This window comes from Parabacteroides caecihominis, from assembly GCF_023656785.1.
In the GTDB taxonomy this organism is placed as follows: Bacteria; Bacteroidota; Bacteroidia; order Bacteroidales; family Tannerellaceae; genus Parabacteroides; species Parabacteroides segnis.
In genome coordinates this window covers 1-17,592 of the sequence record NZ_JAMOKS010000065.1, presented here as the reverse complement: position 1 = coordinate 17,592, position 17,592 = coordinate 1, and the positions used below count along the sequence as shown (strand labels likewise).

The window sequence follows — 17,592 nt, the reverse complement described above, 5'->3', positions numbered from 1 at the left end:
GGATTGCTCGACAAAAAGCCGTTTAGTGAGTTGTTCATGGGGACAAAAGATACTGGGTGCCAAATTGACACCCAGTTAAATCTTAATTTTTTTTAGTGGACACGTGTGGTTCGCGAACCGCCCTTTCCCCTTTCCTTATCTCTTATATTTATCCTCTCCCCATCTCTCCGGATTCTCCAAAATATAATTATATATATTCTGATACGAATAATCATTTCGAATGATATGTTCATAATAATTGCGATGCCATAATCGTTTGTCAGGTGTGTTATTTCTTAAATTAATGCTTTTGGTCGTGATTGTTTTGAATGCGCCGATGATGCGGGGAGGGCGGTTCGCGAACCGCCCGTACGGGGGTAGGTGATTTCGATGATGGCGTGGAAATGGTTAGGCATAATGCAATATATATTGAATTGGATATGGGGGTATTGTTGTTCGATTTGTTGGCATGCAGATTCGATTGTTTGGCCGATGTCGTTTAAAATCATTTTGTTGTTGATGATATTGCCGAATATGCATTCCATATTTTGTGCGCATATTGTTACAAAATATAAACCTTCCTGGGAGTAATCGTATCCTTGCAGGCGGATGCTGCGACGATGATGTAATTGTGGATTGTAATTGTTCATAGTTATTCTTATTTTGGTTGTAATGGCACAAATGTATAAAAGAAAAGCCGGAAATCAAAGGATATCCGACTTTTTTATGGAAGAGACAATATCTATTATTGTCTGTAGTTTACTAATTCGTCAGCGTTGAACTTCTCGATGAAGCTGTGATGTTTTTCTACTTCGGCTTCTGTATAGTTCAAGTATACTACGGCTGATTTGCTGAATAATTCAGGTGCTTTGGTTGCATCCTGGATCAACAGGTGAGCCATGATACAGTCGGCTGCCATTTCCATCAGGCGGCGGGCAACGAAGTCAAGTAATTCTTGATTTTGTGCTTCCTTCACCTTATTCATGCAAGCTTCCAGCTTGTTAGCCATTTCTACCAGTTTTGCTTTCAGTGGTTCCATTTCGGCAGAACAGGGGATAGCTTCAAATTCGCGGATCATCGCCAGGTAAGAACCGTTTGTTACATAACGGATAGCGGCAACTGTCTGCAACTGTGTCGTACCTTCATAGATGGATGTGATACGGGCATCACGATAGATACGCTGGCAAGCATATTCCAACATGAAACCTGATCCACCGTGAATCTGGATACAGTCATACGCATTCTGGTTGGCATATTCTGAGTTCATACCCTTTGCCAACGGAGTGAGTGCATCGGCCAGTTTAGCATATTTCTTCTGTTCCTGACGTTCTTCCGGAGTCAGTTTGCGTTCGTGTGAAATATCATCCAGTGCTTTGTAGATATCCACATAGCGTGAAGTCTGATATAACAGTGCACGACCGGCATCCAGCTTCGCTTTCATGATAGACAGCATATCGTAAACTGCCGGGAAGTCAATGATCGCTTTGCCGAACTGTTTACGTTCTTTGGCATAAGCCATTCCTTCGTTGTAAGCAGCTTGGCTCAAACCGACAGACTGTGCAGCGATACCCAGGCGGGCACCGTTCATCAACGCCATTACATATTTGATCAGGCCTAATTTGCGATCGCCGCAAAGTTCAGCTTTTGCATTCTTGTAAACCAATTCGCAAGTAGGTGATCCGTGGATACCCAACTTGTTTTCAATGCGGCGAACGTCTACACCACCCTGTTTCTTGTCGTAGATGAACATAGACAAACCACGTCCGTCTTTCGTTCCTTCTTCCGAACGGGCCAGTACCAGGTGCAGGTCTGCATCCCCATTGGTGATAAATCGTTTTACACCGTTCAGGCGCCAGCAGTTTTCTTTTTCGTCGAAGGTCGCTTTCAGCATAACAGATTGTAAGTCAGAACCGGCATCCGGCTCGGTCAGGTCCATAGACATGGTTTCTCCAGCGCAGATACGCGGGATGAAACGGTTATGCTGATCTTCGTTTCCGAATTCATATAATGTTTCAATACAATCCTGAAGCGACCAGATGTTACCGAATCCGGCATCGGCAGCAGAAACTATTTCAGCACACATGGTGTACGGAGTGATCGGGAAGTTCAAACCACCGAAACGACGCGGCATGGTCATACCGTTCAGGCCGGCTTTCACCATTGCATCCAGGTTCTGTTTTGTTCCGGAAGCATATTCCACACGTCCGTTAGCGCAGTGAGGACCTTCTTCGTCGACACCTTCGGCGTTGGGGGCAATGATCTCTCCGGTGATTTCCCCGGTGATTTCAAGCACTTTATCGAATGAATCCATTGCATCGGCATAATCCTGCGGTGCATAGTCGAACTCTTCTTTATCTCTGTAATTGCGCTCTTTCAGTTCGCAAATACGTTCCATCATCGGATTGTTCAAGTGATACTTGAGTTCCGGTATGTCTGTATAATAATTTGCCATCTCTTTACTTGCTGTTCTGTTTGTAATATTTAATCATCTTCGGGATCACTTCTTCAACTGTACCGTTGATAACATAGTCGGCGATCGTGTTGATCGGAGCGTTCTCGTCGTTGTTGATAGAGATGATGATACCTGCATCCTGCATACCTGCAATGTGCTGTATCTGTCCGGAGATACCGCAAGCGATATATAATTTCGGACGAACTGTTACACCTGTCTGGCCGATCTGACGGTCGTGATCGCAGAAACCGGCATCGACGGCTGCACGGCTGGCACCTACTTCGGCGTGAAGTTCTTTAGCCAGTTCGAACAATTTGTTGAATCCTTCCCTCGAACCCATTCCGTAACCGCCGGCTATGACGATCGGAGAGCCTTTCAGGTTGTGTTTTGCCTTTTCTACGTGACGGTCGATCACTTTTACTACATAATCCGTTTTCGGGACGAATTTAGCTACGTCGTGCCGGATCACTTCGCCTTTATAATTTGCGTCCAGAATCTCTTTCTTCATCACACCTTCGCGAACGGTTGCCATCTGGGGACGGTGTTCGGGGTTGATGATGGTAGCAACGATGTTACCGCCAAATGCCGGACGAATCTGGTACAGCAGATTTTCGTAAGTGATACCTGCTCTTTTATCTTCGTGAGGACCGATTTCCAATGAAGTACAGTCGGCAGTCAGACCGCTGGTCAGTGCAGATGATACACGAGGACCCAGGTCGCGACCAATAACGGTAGCGCCCATCAGGCAGATCTGAGGTTTTTCTTTCTTGAACAAGTTGATCAGTACGGAAGAGTGGGGCAGGGAAGTGTAAGGGAACAAGCCCGGTGCATCGAACACATGCAGTTTGTCGACGCCATAAGGCAACACCTGGCTTTCTACACCTTCGAGGCCGCTACCGGCAACAACTGCTTCCAGCTGGCAGCCTAACTGATTCGCTAACTTACGACCTTTGGTCAGAAGTTCGAGACTTACATCGGCAACGGTTGTGCCTTCAATCTCACAATATACAAATACGTTATTCATAATCTTATCCGATGGTATGGTTAGCTAACAGTTCAACAATCATATCTTCTATATCTTTGTCCGAGCCGGTCAGCGTTTTACTTTCCTTAGCCTGGAACACGATATTCTGTATAGTCTTTACCTTTGTAGGTGAGCCGGATAATCCGCATTGAGGCAGGTCGCCGTTCACATCAGCCACACTCCATTCGGGGATGTTCAGATACGGGCGTTTTTCGTATAGTTCAGGATACTGAATAGCTTGCGGGCCATTGGGGTGGCAGGCTGTCGGTTGAGCCGCTTTTTCCTGTGCACCCATGGCACGTTTGTATTTCTGTACCAGTTTGGCGTTACGCGGACGACAGGGAGCTGCCGAGCCGTTTACTGTGATTACGATAGGCAGCGGGCCTTCTACGGTTTCCACGCCTCCGTCGATATGACGTTTTACGGTGATACGGCGTGCTGCTTCATCCACATTCAGGATTTCTTCAGCATACGTGATTTGTGTCAATCCCAGCTTTTCAGCTACCTGGGGACCTACCTGTGCAGTATCTCCGTCGATAGCCTGACGGCCGCCGATGATAATATCGTACTCGTTAATTTTTTTGATAGCCGTGGCCAGGGCGTATGATGTAGCCAGTGTATCGGCTCCTGCAAAGGCACGGTCGGTTAACAAAAAGCCGCCGTCTGCTCCGCGGTATAAACCTTCACGGATAATTTCGGCGGCACGTCCCGGGCCCATAGTCAGTAATGTCACAGTTGATCCGGGGTAAGCATCTTTCAGGCGAAGTGCCTGCTCCAATGCGTTCAGGTCTTCCGGGTTAAAGATGGCAGGAAGTGCGGCGCGGTTTACCGTTCCGTCTTCTTTCATCGCATCCTTTCCCACGTTGCGTGTGTCCGGAACCTGTTTCGCTAAAACAATAATTCTTAAACTCATATTAATAGGAATATTAGATTTCTATTGTCTGAAAATTAATTGGTAATTAGTAAAAAAATTACCGATTGCAAAAGTAGTCAAACATTCTTTATCTCAAAGAACTTTAACCTGAAATCTGCACACTTTAGGGTTTTTTGAGCACTTGACGGATACTTTTTCTGTCTGTTTCTTTGCTGTTAAGAAGATAAATTTTTATCTTTGGAGCAATTAAAATCTTAGCGTATGAGCAAATGGAGTTTTCAACAGGAATTAAAGAGAGAGGAGAAAGAACTGAGCAAGACTCGGAAAGGGAATCTCAGTAAGTTCGTTTATGATTTGGCAAAGGTAACTTTTACAGGTGTCGTGATTGGTGGAGTCATTCAATTGTACGAAAATCCTCATGATTTCGGAGTTTGGGTAATGGTCGGAAATGGCCTGTTTAGTACGTTTTTAATTGCATTTTATGCTAATAAAATACTTAAATGATATGAGCGAATATATTAATTCATTAACAGTTGTCTTTATAGTGATTTCAGTCGTTATGGGGGCTTTGATCTTATGGACATCATTCACTAAGTCTGGCAAGAAATGGATGAAAAATTTGTAAAGATCCATTAATCTGTTTACATAAAATTCCCGCTTCTTCTGTTTCCGGTACTGGGACAGAGGAAGCGGGAATTTTATTTGAGTAGTTTTTATTGTTTGACGGCTTTCATATCCAACCGTTTCACCACCTGCCCATATATAATCAGAGCAACGGCCGAAACTAGCGCGATCGCCCCGAAATAATACCATATATAATGTGCATGTGCACTGGCAACTACCCACTCTTCATGCGTGGCGAACAGTGTCGGTTCCGGACAGTATTTGCTTAACAGGAAGCCCGATAAGCCGAATCCGAGTATAGATGACAGGAAGGAGTGAAGGTGGCTGAAACCGAGGTATAAGCCTTCTTCGCCTTTGGGTGCCTGCAATGAGAAATATTCAAGGAAACGGGGAGAGATAAATGTTTCCGCTAGTCCCTGGAAGACAATCCCGACTACCATCATGAAAGCTACCGGATGCATACCGAGGATAGTTGTGTTGCTATCCAGCATATTTCCCGATGCCATGCAAAGAGCGGAGATCGGCATGATGAACATACCGAATGTCATAGAGGTAAGTGCGGTTTTCTTACGCATTAACTGGGTAACTAAGTTTACGGTCAATACTACAACCAGCGGATTCACGTTGGCATACCAGGAAGGAGAAGCTCCTTCGCCGGCCAGGCGTAAAACGTATTTAGGCATGGTTGCATACAGTTGGTGCTGAACCATCCAGAAACCAGAAATAATAAAGATCAATATGATCAGGCGACCGTTTGTACAGACTTTGATCAGTGCCGTCCATATTTGTCCGAAAGTTTTTCCTTCACCGGAATGTTGGCTGCTTTTATAGAAAAACCAGATCGCTATAAGAGCCAGGAATGTCATTGAAGCGGAAAAATAGTTGAGGGTGATCAACCCCTCGTTCCCTAATGCTTCGCGCAACGGTTTTACAATGGTCTTGCCGGAGAAGGCTCCTATATTTACCATTGCATAGAAAATAGAGAAACCTTTGGCACGGGTTTCGGGAGTTGTTTCTTTGGCTACAGTTCCGGAAATTACACTTTTGATAAATGAACCTCCGATAACGATCAGTATCATGATCGGGATAATTCCATAACGGAGATTACTTTCGAGCAATCCGGTAAATGTTGTTGTTGTCCCGTATTCAACCAGTCCGGCTGACTGGAGCCAGGTAGGATAAAGCCCCAATCCGGCATAACCGATGGTCAGCAAGGAGAAGGCCAACAGCATGGAATTGCGGAATCCGATCTTATCGGCCAATGCACCGGCAAAAGTCGGGAGGAAGTAGAGGAATGCGGAGAATGTTCCGGCGATGGTTGCCGCTTGTATGTCGTTGAATCCGAGGATGCGGCTGAGGTAGAGTGTTATTACGATAAATACGCCATAGTAGGCGGCACGTTCAAATAGTTCGACGGTATTGGCTACCCAAAACGCTTTACTGAATTTGATTTTCTCTTTCTTTGTCGTTGTGTTCATGCGATAGTTATTTGTTTTTAGAATTAGAATATGAAATGTAAAAACGCAGGTATATGCAGATGAGAAAATTAGAGCTGCGTATACCTGCGTTTATTTACATCTTGTGTAAGTCTTTTATTTCTTTACAGTGTAAGTTTGATGAATCGCTTTGTCGAAAGCTTTCCAATGTTCGTCGGTCATGTTACCGGGAGTAAACAGGGCAACACCGGCCGCACCGCTTTCCATCGATCCGCGTACCGCTTCTTCTATTTCAGAAGGGATCAGACCATGTCCTTCCGGATCTTTGATGTTAGCTTTGTTTTGCCAATCGTGGCAGATGAATAAACCACTGAAAACAGGTTTTTCTCCGTTCACAGAGTTTACTTCTTCCTTCGTCACTTCGCCTACCCAGGTAGCGTCTTCCAGGTAGAAGTCGTTGTAGTTCATCGGGAAGAATGCGTCGATATTCCATTTATTCCATTCCTGGCGAACCATCCATTTGGCGTGTGAGTCAGGACCGGGGAATACGGCTGCACTGACCTTTTTACCTTTAGCGTGGACTGTATCTGCAATGCGATCCACCAGCTTAGTGATCAGGTCACAACGGAACTGAGCCCATTCTTTGCATTTGGAAGGATCTTCTACTGATTTAATGTCTATACCGGTAGCAGCCTTGAAATCGGCTACACATTTGTCGCAATAGCAATAATCGGCAGTCGGATATTCTTCGTTCATAACCAGGCCGTATTTTTCCCAAAGGCCTTTGGCGAGGATTACGTCTACATAACGGATATAATCCAGATGAACGTAATCTACTTCAGGAATATCGGCTACTTTGCCGTATAGATCGGTCAGGAATTCGGCTGTCCCTTCATGGTTTGGGCAAAGGCATTTGTAATAAGGAACGTACGCCTGTACTTCGTAAGCTGGCTCGCCTTTGCGGTTTACAGCATACAAGGTTGAATCCATGCCGCCTTGTAACATGGCCGGTATCCAGGCATGGTATTCCATACCGTTTGCGTGAGCCACTTTAGCGGCACGCTGGATTTTTTGTAAATCATGTCCGGCGTTGTAGCACATACCATCCAGTCCATGCGATTTCCATTTACTAAAATCGGCTTGTAAGGTCTCTTCAGTCGTGTTGCCACCTTCACCTTGCCAGCCGTACACTTTGATTTTTGCTTCCGGTGCTTTGTTGCAAGCCGTTGCCAGAAGGGCAACGGCTGCTAAAGCTAAAAATACTTTTTTCATTCAGATTGTTTGTTGTTATTAAATTTCACAAGCACAGAGTGTCGGGATCAGATTGCGGTCGCCGTAAGCATTATCTACGCGGGCCACATTGATCCAGAATTTACTGTCATGCAACCATTCCAGTGGGAAGGCTGCTTTACTACGAGGATATTCATGCTTCCATTCATCGGCGGTTACTTCATATTCCGGATGAGGAGCATTTTTGAGCACATTGTCTTCTTTAGAGGCTTTGCCTTCTTCCACTTCCTTGATTTCTTTCCAGATGCAGTCCATCACTTCGGCAAAACGGTCGAGTTCGGCTTTGCTTTCGCTTTCGGTCGGTTCAACCATTAAGGTTCCGTGTACCGGGAATGAAAGCGTAGGAGCATGATACCCGAAGTCCATCAGACGTTTAGCGATATCACCTTCGTCGATGCCTGAAGTTTCTTTTACCTTGCGACATTCCAGAATCAGTTCGTGACCTACACGGCCGGTTGCACCGGTATAAACGATTCCGTAGGTATCCTTAAATTTAGAAGCCAGGTAATTTGCATTCAGGATAGCTGTTTTAGTAACAGTTTCCAGTCCTTCCGAACCAAGCATGCGGATATAAGCATAAGTGATCGGAAGGATACCTGCACTACCATAGGGAGCAGCAGAAACTGTATTCAGATCGCTTCCCCAGGTTACCGGATGAGAGGGTAGGAACGGTACCAGATGTTCGGCAACACAGATCGGACCAACGCCCGGACCACCACCACCGTGAGGTGAAGCGAATGTCTTATGCAGATTCAGGTGACAAACATCAGCTCCGATAGTTCCCGGATTGGTCAATCCTACCTGAGCGTTCATATTGGCACCGTCCATATATAACTGTCCACCACAAGCATGAACAATATCACACATTTCTTTGATGTCTACTTCAAAAATACCGTGGGTAGACGGATAAGTGATCATGCTGGCTGCCAGGTTGTCTTTGTTGGCTTCTGCTTTGGCGCGGAAGTCTTCCAGGTCGATATTACCGTTGTCGTCGCATTTAACAGTAACAGTCGTATAACCGCACTGGATAGCACTGGCCGGATTTGTTCCGTGGGCCGATGCCGGAAGCAATACGATATTTCGATGTCCCTGTCCGATGCTTTCGAGATAAGCGCGGATGACACGAAGTCCGGTATATTCGCCGGCGGCACCTGAGTTCGGTTGTAATGTAACACCTTTGAATCCGGTGATCTCTGCCAGGTAGCAGCACAGGTTTTCAATCAACTCCGTATAGCCTTCTACCTGTTCTTCCGGAGCGTACGGGTGAATATTCATAAATTCAGCACGGCTGAGCGGAAGCATTTCAGATGCAGCGTTCAGTTTCATCGTACATGATCCCAGGGAGATCATCGACTGTGCCAATGATACGTCTTTGCGTCCCAGACGGGTGATATAACGCATCAGTTCGGTTTCCGTATGATATTTTTTGAATACATCTTCCTGAAGGAAGTCGGAAGTACGGGCGAATTTCTGATCGAAATAAGTCTTTTCCGGAATGGCTTCTTCCAGCATATAGTCTTTTCCGGCAGCACCGGCGAAGATGTATAGCAGCACTCCGATATCGGTCGGTTGTGTAGTTTCGTCAATACTGATGCCCACTTGTCCGGCTTCGAAATAACGAAGATTGACCTTGCATTCCAAAGCGATTTCACGCAGTGCATTTACAGAAACGTGAGCCGGCAATTCGATCTTCAACGTATCGAAATAATCCTTGTTCAGTTGTCTGTAACCTAACTTTTTAAGTTCGGCTGCCAGGAATCCGGCGGAAGCGTGGATGCGTCCGGCAATGTTGCGCAGACCTTCTGCTCCGTGATATACGGCATAGAAACCGGCCATTGTTGCCAGTAATGCCTGTGCGGTACAGATATTTGAAGTTGCTTTTTCACGTTTGATATGCTGTTCGCGTGTCTGCAAAGCCAGACGGTAAGCCGGATGTCCGTAAGCATCTTTCGAGATACCGATGATACGTCCCGGAATAGCACGTTTGTATTCGTCTTTTGTTGCAAAAAAAGCAGCAGAAGGACCGCCGTAGAACATCGGAACACCAAAACGCTGGCTGCTGCCGAATACCACGTCTGCTCCCCATTCGCCCGGAGGAGTCAGCAAGACCAAACTCATCAGGTCGGCTGCTACGGCTACACGGGTTTCGTTGGCGTTCGCTTTTGCAATGAATTCTTTATAATCTTCAATCGAACCATCCGCATTCGGGAATTGTACGATAGCTCCGAATACATCCGGTGTAAAGGTGAATGTCTTATAATTTCCGATTACCACGTTGATACCTTGTGGTATCATGCGTGTTTTGATTACGGCCAAAGTTGATTCAAATACATTTTCATCAACAAATAGCGTATTAGCTCCGGCTTTTGCCTGTGCACGGCTGCGGCTTCCGTAGAACATGGTTGCAGCTTCGGCAGCAGCAGTCGCTTCATCCAGCAAAGAACAGTTGGTTAGCGGTAGAGCAGTCAGCTCGCTGATTACAGTCTGGAAGTTCAACAGTGCTTCCAGGCGTCCTTGCGATACTTCTGCCTGGTACGGTGTGTATGAGGTGTACCAAACCGGATTTTCGAAGACATTACGCTGGATAGGAGCAGGGCAGATAGTATCATACCATCCCATTCCAATGTAAGACGTAAAAACTTCGTTCTTGGATGCCAGTTCGGCGATATGTTCTGCAAACTCCCGTTCAGTCATTGGCTCCGGAAGATTCAGAGGTTCTTTCAGACGAATATTGGCCGGGATTGTCTGGTCAATCAGTTCGTCAACCGATTTAACACCGATGGCTTCAAGCATGGCCGGGATATCTTCCTCTGCAATGCCGACGTGGCGGTTTACAAATTTATTTGTGTCCATAGTATTTAATGTGTTTATAAATAAGGATTGTTTAATTTTTCGTCAATAACTCTTGTTTCCGGTCCGTGTCCGGGGTAAATGACCGTTTCATCCGGCAATGACAACAATTTGTCGTTGATGGCGGCGATCAGTACTTCTTGATTTCCACCCCATAAGTCCGTACGGCCGATACTTCCAGCAAATAACGCGTCTCCAACAATGGCAAAACCGTTCTTTTTATTGTAGAAAGCCACGCTGCCGGGAGAATGTCCGGGAACTGTCAGGACTAATAATTCCGAATGTCCGAATTTGACCACTTCATTGCCGACCAGCTGTTTCTGTACCGGGATTTCTTTGAAATGTCCCGGCAGTCCGAATGCCTGTGCCTGTTTGTCGGGTGCAGGGAGTTGTTCCACATCGAGCCGGTGTGCCTGCGGGGATAAACCATACGTTTTATATATAAACGGATTCCCGAAAATATGGTCCAGGTGTAAATGCGTACAAAGCAGATGTTTCACTGTCAGTTTATTCTCTGTAATGAAATCGCTCAGCTCTTTTTCTTCCGACGGGCGAAGACAACCGCAGTCGATGATGACAGCTTCTTTGGTGTCATCATACAACACAAATGTATTTTCCTGGAAATAATTGAATTCAAAAGCCTTTATTGTAATCATAACGGTACGTATACTACTTTTTTAGTTTGAAAAAATTCTTCTTTGAAGTGATCGCCCAGTTCAACAACGATTGCCTGTTTTAGGAAAGCCTGTATTTCGTGTTGCAACTCACCGCCTTTCAGACATATCAATCCGTTGGGCAATGCGTTCTGTTGCTCTTTCTTTACATTTTTGCGGGATATCTTGACCAGGTCTCCCAATGGCATGACTGCCCGGCTGACAACAAAATCGAAAAGCTGTTTTTCCTCTTCAGCCCGGCAGTGACGGAATGTTACGTTCTTCAAACCGATAGCTTCCGCCACGGCTTGTCCGACCTTGATCTTTTTTCCGATACTGTCAACCAGATGAAATTGTACTTCCGGAAAGAATATAGCCAACGGAATACCGGGAAATCCTCCGCCGGTACCGATATCCATAACAGATGAACCATCCTTAAACTTCATCATTTTAGTTAATCCCAGCGAATGAAGGACATGATGAGGATAAAGATTCTCGATATCTTTGCGTGATATCACGTTGATCTTTGAATTCCAGTCAGTATATAAATCGTACAGAGCTTCGTATTGTGCAAGTTGCGTTTCGTTCAGCTCCGGAAAATAAGTTTTTATCAGTTCCATAGATTATGTTTAAAATGCCAGATGTGCAATCGGACTTTCTTTTTTAAGCAGATATTGTATTTCTTCGTAAGGAAGATGTACATTCGTTGCACCGACTACATAGGCGGCTATCTCATATTCGTTAAATGTATAGGTAATGCCATTGTCGTCAATCAGGAAGTTTCCGTTCGGGAAAATCTCGTCGATACTGAAGAACCCTATATTTTCCAATTCTTTCGGATTTTCCACGGTATTTTGTTTGGCAATTCGGTCTATAAGGATTTGTGCCAGGTCTTCCTGAAAACCTTCGATAAAGATGTCGTCTTCCTTAATCGGGTTGCCTGTTTTCATATCTATGACATGATTCGTAAAAGAATGGGCGCCATGAGCACCACCTGTGTAATTTTCAAAGTTGACAGTGTAACTTAGGATGTCATTCTTATTGTAGGCTATATCATCGGACGACATTTCAAAATAGGAGAACCATGCTCCGACCGGAGTTTCGTCGGCTTTTGCTACTTCTGCTTTATATTCGTCTTCCAAATCTTTGTAGTTGTTCAGGTAATCTTCGGTATATTTGGCAGTTGCTTCTTCGGGGGATAAGTTTTCGTAACCATCTCCGAAGTAAGAATACACAAATTGCTGTTGTATCTTTTTCAGGATATCTTTATTGTCGTATTTTGCCGGATAGGTGAAGTTTATCTGAAGATTACAATTCGGATTTTCCGGGTTTTCCAGGAGGTGATATGTTTTGTCCACACTGATCGAATCGAATGTCACATCGTTATCCGTCGTCTTTTTTGTCCCGATATTACAACCGCTGACAAATACACTTATGAGAAAGAGAACTACAAGCTTTTGGCATAATTGCGTCTTCATTGTGATACAGATTTAATTTTATACTTTAAAATGCAAATGTACATGTTTCTCTCCGAATTACCGAATTAGTTTACCGGTTGTTTTAGGTAATCCTATTCTTTTTACCGGTAGTAATCTGTTTTTGGCGTCCTCATAAATGTTTTTGACGCCCTCATAAATATTAATGACGTCCTCAAAAACATTTATGAGGCCCTCGAAAACAAAATACTTACTGATCAAATAACAATGGTTACATGTATTTCTATTGTATACATGTATATTTTTAGATGAAAAATTGATTATTTAAATCTTCTGTGTATCTTTGTTCCGCACATGAAATGCAAGGTGTTGCTTCATGAGCATTTTATAAGTTAGACATAAGCGTTTTTTAATATTATTTGACATCGAAATCTCGACAATTTCACCCAACAAATAATAGTACTGTAAATGCAAATGTTCTTTTCTGTTTATACACAATGAGATAATTGTAAAGTTGTTCGTGTATATAGATAAGAGCGTGGTACTGTTATACATATTGTTGGGGGGCCTGTCGAGAGCCTCAATGTCTATATATTGACAGTATCCACGCTTCTTTGATTTTTCCAGGCTACAGTTTATAAACTCTTTTTCTCCGGTATTCTGCAGAGCGGCATTTTACGGAAGTTTCTTCTTACAAAAATATCATATATTTTTCAGATGTTATTCATCTTGTTGATTTTCATGGAACTTTAGAAGTTTTATTAAGAAATGGCGATGACTGTTTATTGTCTGGTAACATCTGTCCGGTACGAGATGTTTTTTGCCTTAAATGAACTAAATCAAGGTTTACTTGTTGTAGTAATGTAACGGTACTGATTCCGTTTACCACCAGGGTGTAAAAATTAGCATATAAAGTTTATTGAAAAAAAGTTATTCCGGATTCATTATGTGCGTCCGGATACCAGATTGTACTTGTCTGAAAAAACAGATCCGGACTATAACCACCGGACATGAAATCAAAATAATTAGATATATGGCGAAGATAGAAATAAAAAACTTATCTATCCTTTTCGGTTCAGAGAAGAGCAGAGCGAAAAAGATGATACTGAAAGGAAAAAGTAAACAGGAAATATTGAAAGAAACCGGATGTACAGTTGCTGTCCGTAACGCAAACCTGGAAATTGAAGAAGGGGAGATGTTCGTTATCATGGGATTGTCCGGTAGTGGAAAGTCTACTTTGTTGCGTTGCATAAACCGGCTGAATGAACCGACAATGGGAGAAATCCGTGTGAACGGGATCGACATAACACGTTCGTCTGATAAGGAATTATTACAGATACGCCGGAAAGAACTGGCAATGGTTTTTCAGCATTTCGGGTTATTACCTCACCGTACGGTATTAAGTAATGTTTCGTTCGGTCTGGAATTGCAAGGTGTTCCTAAAGAAGAAAGGGAGAAGAAAGCACAGGAGAGTATCGAACTGGTCGGTCTGAAAGGTTACGAGAACCAGCGGGTCGATGAACTGTCCGGTGGCATGCAGCAACGTGTCGGCCTGGCCCGTGCACTGGCTAATAATCCGGAAGTCCTTTTGATGGATGAGGCATTTTCTGCATTGGACCCATTGATCCGTGAACAGATGCAGGATGAGTTACTTCTTTTGCAGGAGAAGATGAAGAGGACAATCGTTTTTATTACGCATGACCTGGACGAGGCGATTAAGTTGGGCGATCGTATTGCCATAATGAAAGATGGCGAAGTCGTGCAGGTCGGCACACCGGAAGAGATACTGACTGATCCGGCGAATGCTTACGTAACACGTTTTACAGAAAGTGTGGACCGGGGACGCATCGTAACAGCTTCATCGATAATGCTTAAACAACCGATCGTTGTAAGGATTAAAAGAGACGGTCCGGAAGCGATCTTTCGTAAAATGCGTGAAAAACGATTGTATGCACTGCCTGTTATCGGAAATGACGATCAGTTTATTGGTGAGATACAATATAAAGATGTATTGAAATTGCGGAAAGAGGGAAGCAAGGATGTCAGTTCTATCGTACAGAAAGAAGTGCCTTCTGTCCTTGAAAATACCACGGTGGAAGACATGCTTCCTTTGCTTCCGAAAGTACGGCAGGCTTTACCTGTTGTCAATGAAAAAAATCAGTTGGTGGGTGTTGTCTCTCCTTCTGCCATCATCATTGAGATGACCGGGAAAGACCAGAAAGAAATAGAAGAAATAATTCAAAACGCAATAGATTTATGATTAATATCGGAAAATATATAGAAATCGTCATCAACTGGATGACGGAACACTGGGCACATTTTTTTGATGTCGTCAATAATATTATCGGTGGTTTCATCGAGACCTTTCAGCATGGATTGTTATGGATACCTTTTTACATTATGATTCCGGCCTTAACGGTACTGGCCTGGTATAAAGCCGGTAAAGGGACAGCTGTACTTACGTTGCTGGGACTTTTCCTGATCTACGGGATGGGATTCTGGGAGCAGACGATGCAGACCGTAGCATTGGTTTTATCGTCTACCGTAATTGCCCTCATTCTGGGTGTCCCGCTTGGGATATGGACGGCTCAAAATCGTATTGCCGCTAAAATAATTCGTCCGGTTATGGACCTGATGCAGACAATGCCGGCTTTTGTTTACCTGATCCCGGCTGTCTTGTTCTTCGGTCTGGGACCTGTGCCGGGTGCTTTTGCCACGGTGATATTTGCCATGCCGCCGGTTGTCCGTTTGACGGATTTAGGAATACGGCAGGTTCCGGAGGATATCGTTGAGGCGACCCGCTCATTCGGAGCAACTTCCCGCCAGCTACTTTTCAAAGTACAGCTGCCGTTGGCGTTGCCGACGATTATGACGGGAGTGAATCAAACGATTATGATGGCGTTGTCTATGGTGGTGATTGCCGCAATGATCTCCGCCGGAGGTTTGGGGGAGATCGTATTGAAAGGTATTACCCAGATGAAGATCGGTCTTGGATTTGAAGGCGGTATTGCCGTTGTGATCCTAGCCATTGTACTGGATCGTATAACTCAGGGGTTTGTTCGTAAGAAATAAACCTGCGTGATTAACTGTAAAAAGAAAAATTGTATGAGAAGATTATTTATACTTATCAACCTGATCCTGCTCCTGGCTGTGCTCATGTTCCTTGCCGGTTGCAGTCGTGCCAAAGACCCGAAGGAGATTTCGATCGGCTATGTGAACTGGTCGGAAGGCATCGCCATGAGTTATCTGGCAAAGGCAATGCTGGAGGAACAGGGATATAAAGTGACTTTGAAGAATGCCGATATCGCTCCGATCTTTACCTCCGTCGCTGCCGGTAAAGTCGATCTGTTTCTGGATGCGTGGCTTCCGGATACGCATGTCGACTATATGAAAAAATATGGCGACCGTCTGGAAACGATTGGTGTTCCGTTTGAAAATGCCCGTTTAGGACTGGCTGTTCCGTCTTATGTAACGATCAATACGATAGAAGAACTGAATGCGCACAAAGAACGTTTCAAAAATGAAATTATCGGAATCGATATCAGTGCCAGCCTGATGAACCTGACGGAAAAGGCTGTTGATGAATACGGATTACAACTGGCATTGATGCCATCCAGCGGGCCTACCATGACGGCGTTCCTGCAAAAATCGGTTGAACATAATGACTGGATTGTCGTGACAGGCTGGACACCTCACTGGATGTTTTCCCGTTATGACCTGAAATTTCTGGAAGACAGTAAAGGTGTGTTCGGTAATGCAGAACATATCGAAGCCGTTGCTACTAAAGGCTTTTCCGAAACTCACCCTTACGTTGCGGCTTTCTTTAAAAACTTCAGGTTTACCAATGAACAATTGAGCGAACTGATGGATATAATGGAAGAGTATCCTTTACGTGAATCGGAGGGAGCAAAAGTTTGGCTGCAAAAACATCCCGAAATAGTTGATTTATTTTTACCTTCGCAAACGAATAAATTAACTCAGCTAAACAAATATGAAACAGATCGCGAAAATAGCCTGCCTGTTGTTGGGATTGGCGATGAGCAGTCCTTTTATGAAGGCGGAAAGTAAAAAGAATATGAACATCGTATTTATAGGAAACAGTATTACCCAGGGAGCGTTAATCGCTACTCCGTCGCATGACGCTCCTCCGGTGAAAGCCGCTTTATACCTGACAAAACAACCGTCGGTCACTTCTGTCAAATATTCCAATCAGGGAGTAAGCGGCTGTACGACTACCGATTATCTGCCGACAACGGAAACACTTTTCCCGAAGGCGAAGGAGGCTGCCGATAAGTTTGCGGACGAGACTTGGGCGACCCTTGTCTTTTCCATCATGTTGGGGACGAACGATAGCGCGATTACAGGTCCGAATGGTGCACCGGCCTCTCCTGAAAAATACGAAGAAAACATGAAAGCTATTATCAACCAGTTACTAGCGTTGTATCCCAGTTGTAAAATCGTTTTGCATCGTCCGGTATGGTACAGTCCGAATACATATAACGGTGCCATGTATCTGAAAGAAGGTTTAAACCGCCTGCAAAGTTATTATCCGGTATTGCAATCGTTGGTCGAAGAGTATGCCAAACGTTTTCCCGGTCAGGTGTTTATGGGAGATACGGAGGCTTTCGATTATTTCAAGACCAATTATCTCACGGATTTAATACCGGAAGAAGGTAATGCCGGTACGTTCTATCTCCATCCGAACGAAAAAGGGGCAGCCGTATTGGGGGAATATTGGGGAAAGGCGATAATGAAGGTTGTAGAGTAAATATAGAAAAAATTGAGCTATCTGCAAATTATAGGATGAGCCAATTAGTGACGGTGCCTTACAGGCTTACATTGACACCGTACGGGCGGTTCGCGAACCACACGTGTCCACTAAAAATCATTAACACTTCCCTTAACTAATAGTTCTATAGCTATTTGCAGCTATATTTATTACGTATACTTTTGAAATGAGTGTATATTTACATT

15 protein-coding genes are annotated in these 17,592 nt (G+C 44.4%); 5 read left to right on the top strand and 10 right to left on the bottom strand.

Annotated elements, in window-relative coordinates:
- Positions 1–275: 275 nt before the first annotated feature.
- From NBH14_RS27815 to NBH14_RS27800, 4 genes are all read right to left on the bottom strand, one after another.
- Positions 276–629 (bottom strand): transposase, encoded by a 354-nt coding sequence (locus NBH14_RS27815; protein WP_250817967.1) that lies wholly within the window; start codon positions 627–629, stop codon positions 276–278.
- Between the two features lie 95 nt (positions 630–724).
- On the bottom strand, positions 725–2,431 hold the full coding sequence (locus NBH14_RS27810) for an acyl-CoA dehydrogenase family protein (protein ID WP_186961998.1): 1,707 nt from the start codon (positions 2,429–2,431) through the stop codon (positions 725–727).
- A 4-nt stretch (positions 2,432–2,435) separates the two neighbouring features.
- Positions 2,436–3,455 carry an electron transfer flavoprotein subunit alpha/FixB family protein gene (locus tag NBH14_RS27805; RefSeq protein ID WP_186961999.1) on the bottom strand — a complete coding sequence of 340 codons (1,020 nt, stop codon included), beginning with the start codon at positions 3,453–3,455 and terminating at the stop codon, positions 2,436–2,438.
- A gap of 4 nt (positions 3,456–3,459) precedes the next feature.
- Positions 3,460–4,368, bottom strand: coding sequence for an electron transfer flavoprotein subunit beta/FixA family protein (locus tag NBH14_RS27800; protein ID WP_186962000.1), 909 nt, complete (start codon positions 4,366–4,368; stop codon positions 3,460–3,462).
- Between the two features lie 222 nt (positions 4,369–4,590).
- On the opposite strand from NBH14_RS27800, the gene NBH14_RS27795 reads away from it, so the two are divergent.
- Positions 4,591–4,833, top strand: a complete 243-nt coding sequence (locus NBH14_RS27795; RefSeq protein ID WP_186962001.1) for a DUF6722 family protein — start codon at positions 4,591–4,593, stop codon at positions 4,831–4,833.
- A gap of 209 nt (positions 4,834–5,042) precedes the next feature.
- Here the strand turns inward: NBH14_RS27795 and NBH14_RS27790 are convergent, their stop codons facing one another.
- The 6 genes from NBH14_RS27790 to NBH14_RS27765 all read right to left on the bottom strand — a co-directional run bounded on the left by NBH14_RS27790 (position 5,043) and on the right by NBH14_RS27765 (position 12,660).
- The gene (locus NBH14_RS27790; RefSeq protein WP_186962002.1) at positions 5,043–6,431 is read right to left on the bottom strand and encodes an MFS transporter; all 1,389 of its coding nucleotides are present in this window, start codon (positions 6,429–6,431) and stop codon (positions 5,043–5,045) included.
- Between the two features lie 114 nt (positions 6,432–6,545).
- Entirely contained in the window at positions 6,546–7,661 is a 1,116-nt protein-coding gene (locus tag NBH14_RS27785) for a glycoside hydrolase family protein (protein ID WP_186962003.1), read from the bottom strand.
- Positions 7,662–7,679: 18 nt separating this feature from the next.
- Positions 7,680–10,532, bottom strand: a complete 2,853-nt coding sequence (gcvP, locus tag NBH14_RS27780) for an aminomethyl-transferring glycine dehydrogenase (RefSeq protein WP_186962004.1) — start codon at positions 10,530–10,532, stop codon at positions 7,680–7,682.
- A 14-nt stretch (positions 10,533–10,546) separates the two neighbouring features.
- Positions 10,547–11,185, bottom strand: coding sequence for an MBL fold metallo-hydrolase (locus NBH14_RS27775; RefSeq protein WP_128134780.1), 639 nt, complete (start codon positions 11,183–11,185; stop codon positions 10,547–10,549).
- On the bottom strand, positions 11,182–11,802 hold the full coding sequence (rsmG, locus tag NBH14_RS27770; protein ID WP_186962005.1) for a 16S rRNA (guanine(527)-N(7))-methyltransferase RsmG: 621 nt from the start codon (positions 11,800–11,802) through the stop codon (positions 11,182–11,184). Before rsmG ends, NBH14_RS27775 begins: the two co-directional genes overlap by 4 nt.
- A 9-nt stretch (positions 11,803–11,811) precedes the next feature.
- Complete coding sequence (locus tag NBH14_RS27765) at positions 11,812–12,660, bottom strand: PdaC/RsiV family protein (protein ID WP_186962006.1); 849 nt, start codon at positions 12,658–12,660, stop codon at positions 11,812–11,814.
- A gap of 991 nt (positions 12,661–13,651) precedes the next feature.
- Between NBH14_RS27765 and NBH14_RS27760 the strand changes: the two genes are divergently transcribed.
- From NBH14_RS27760 to NBH14_RS27745, 4 genes are read left to right on the top strand one after another with little or no spacing between them, the layout of a single operon-like run.
- Positions 13,652–14,878 (top strand): quaternary amine ABC transporter ATP-binding protein, encoded by a 1,227-nt coding sequence (locus NBH14_RS27760; RefSeq protein ID WP_186962007.1) that lies wholly within the window; start codon positions 13,652–13,654, stop codon positions 14,876–14,878.
- Positions 14,875–15,690 carry an ABC transporter permease gene (locus NBH14_RS27755; RefSeq protein WP_128134776.1) on the top strand — a complete coding sequence of 272 codons (816 nt, stop codon included), beginning with the start codon at positions 14,875–14,877 and terminating at the stop codon, positions 15,688–15,690. Before NBH14_RS27760 ends, NBH14_RS27755 begins: the two co-directional genes overlap by 4 nt.
- Before the next feature lie 33 nt (positions 15,691–15,723).
- On the top strand, positions 15,724–16,686 hold the full coding sequence (locus NBH14_RS27750) for a glycine betaine ABC transporter substrate-binding protein (protein ID WP_186962008.1): 963 nt from the start codon (positions 15,724–15,726) through the stop codon (positions 16,684–16,686).
- Positions 16,610–17,386 carry a GDSL-type esterase/lipase family protein gene (locus NBH14_RS27745; RefSeq protein ID WP_436277998.1) on the top strand — a complete coding sequence of 259 codons (777 nt, stop codon included), beginning with the start codon at positions 16,610–16,612 and terminating at the stop codon, positions 17,384–17,386. The genes NBH14_RS27750 and NBH14_RS27745 overlap by 77 nt, the downstream gene beginning before the upstream one ends.
- Positions 17,387–17,592 lie beyond the last annotated feature (206 nt).

Coding starts and splice junctions, on each gene's coding strand:
- NBH14_RS27815 (WP_250817967.1), bottom strand. CDS start 629: ATGAACAATTACAATCCACAATTACATCATCGTCGCAGCATCCGCCTG.
- NBH14_RS27810 (WP_186961998.1), bottom strand. CDS start 2,431: ATGGCAAATTATTATACAGACATACCGGAACTCAAGTATCACTTGAAC.
- NBH14_RS27805 (WP_186961999.1), bottom strand. CDS start 3,455: ATGAATAACGTATTTGTATATTGTGAGATTGAAGGCACAACCGTTGCC.
- NBH14_RS27800 (WP_186962000.1), bottom strand. CDS start 4,368: ATGAGTTTAAGAATTATTGTTTTAGCGAAACAGGTTCCGGACACACGC.
- NBH14_RS27795 (WP_186962001.1), top strand. CDS start 4,591: ATGAGCAAATGGAGTTTTCAACAGGAATTAAAGAGAGAGGAGAAAGAA.
- NBH14_RS27790 (WP_186962002.1), bottom strand. CDS start 6,431: ATGAACACAACGACAAAGAAAGAGAAAATCAAATTCAGTAAAGCGTTT.
- NBH14_RS27785 (WP_186962003.1), bottom strand. CDS start 7,661: ATGAAAAAAGTATTTTTAGCTTTAGCAGCCGTTGCCCTTCTGGCAACG.
- gcvP (WP_186962004.1), bottom strand. CDS start 10,532: ATGGACACAAATAAATTTGTAAACCGCCACGTCGGCATTGCAGAGGAA.
- NBH14_RS27775 (WP_128134780.1), bottom strand. CDS start 11,185: ATGATTACAATAAAGGCTTTTGAATTCAATTATTTCCAGGAAAATACA.
- rsmG (WP_186962005.1), bottom strand. CDS start 11,802: ATGGAACTGATAAAAACTTATTTTCCGGAGCTGAACGAAACGCAACTT.
- NBH14_RS27765 (WP_186962006.1), bottom strand. CDS start 12,660: ATGAAGACGCAATTATGCCAAAAGCTTGTAGTTCTCTTTCTCATAAGT.
- NBH14_RS27760 (WP_186962007.1), top strand. CDS start 13,652: ATGGCGAAGATAGAAATAAAAAACTTATCTATCCTTTTCGGTTCAGAG.
- NBH14_RS27755 (WP_128134776.1), top strand. CDS start 14,875: ATGATTAATATCGGAAAATATATAGAAATCGTCATCAACTGGATGACG.
- NBH14_RS27750 (WP_186962008.1), top strand. CDS start 15,724: ATGAGAAGATTATTTATACTTATCAACCTGATCCTGCTCCTGGCTGTG.
- NBH14_RS27745 (WP_436277998.1), top strand. CDS start 16,610: ATGAAACAGATCGCGAAAATAGCCTGCCTGTTGTTGGGATTGGCGATG.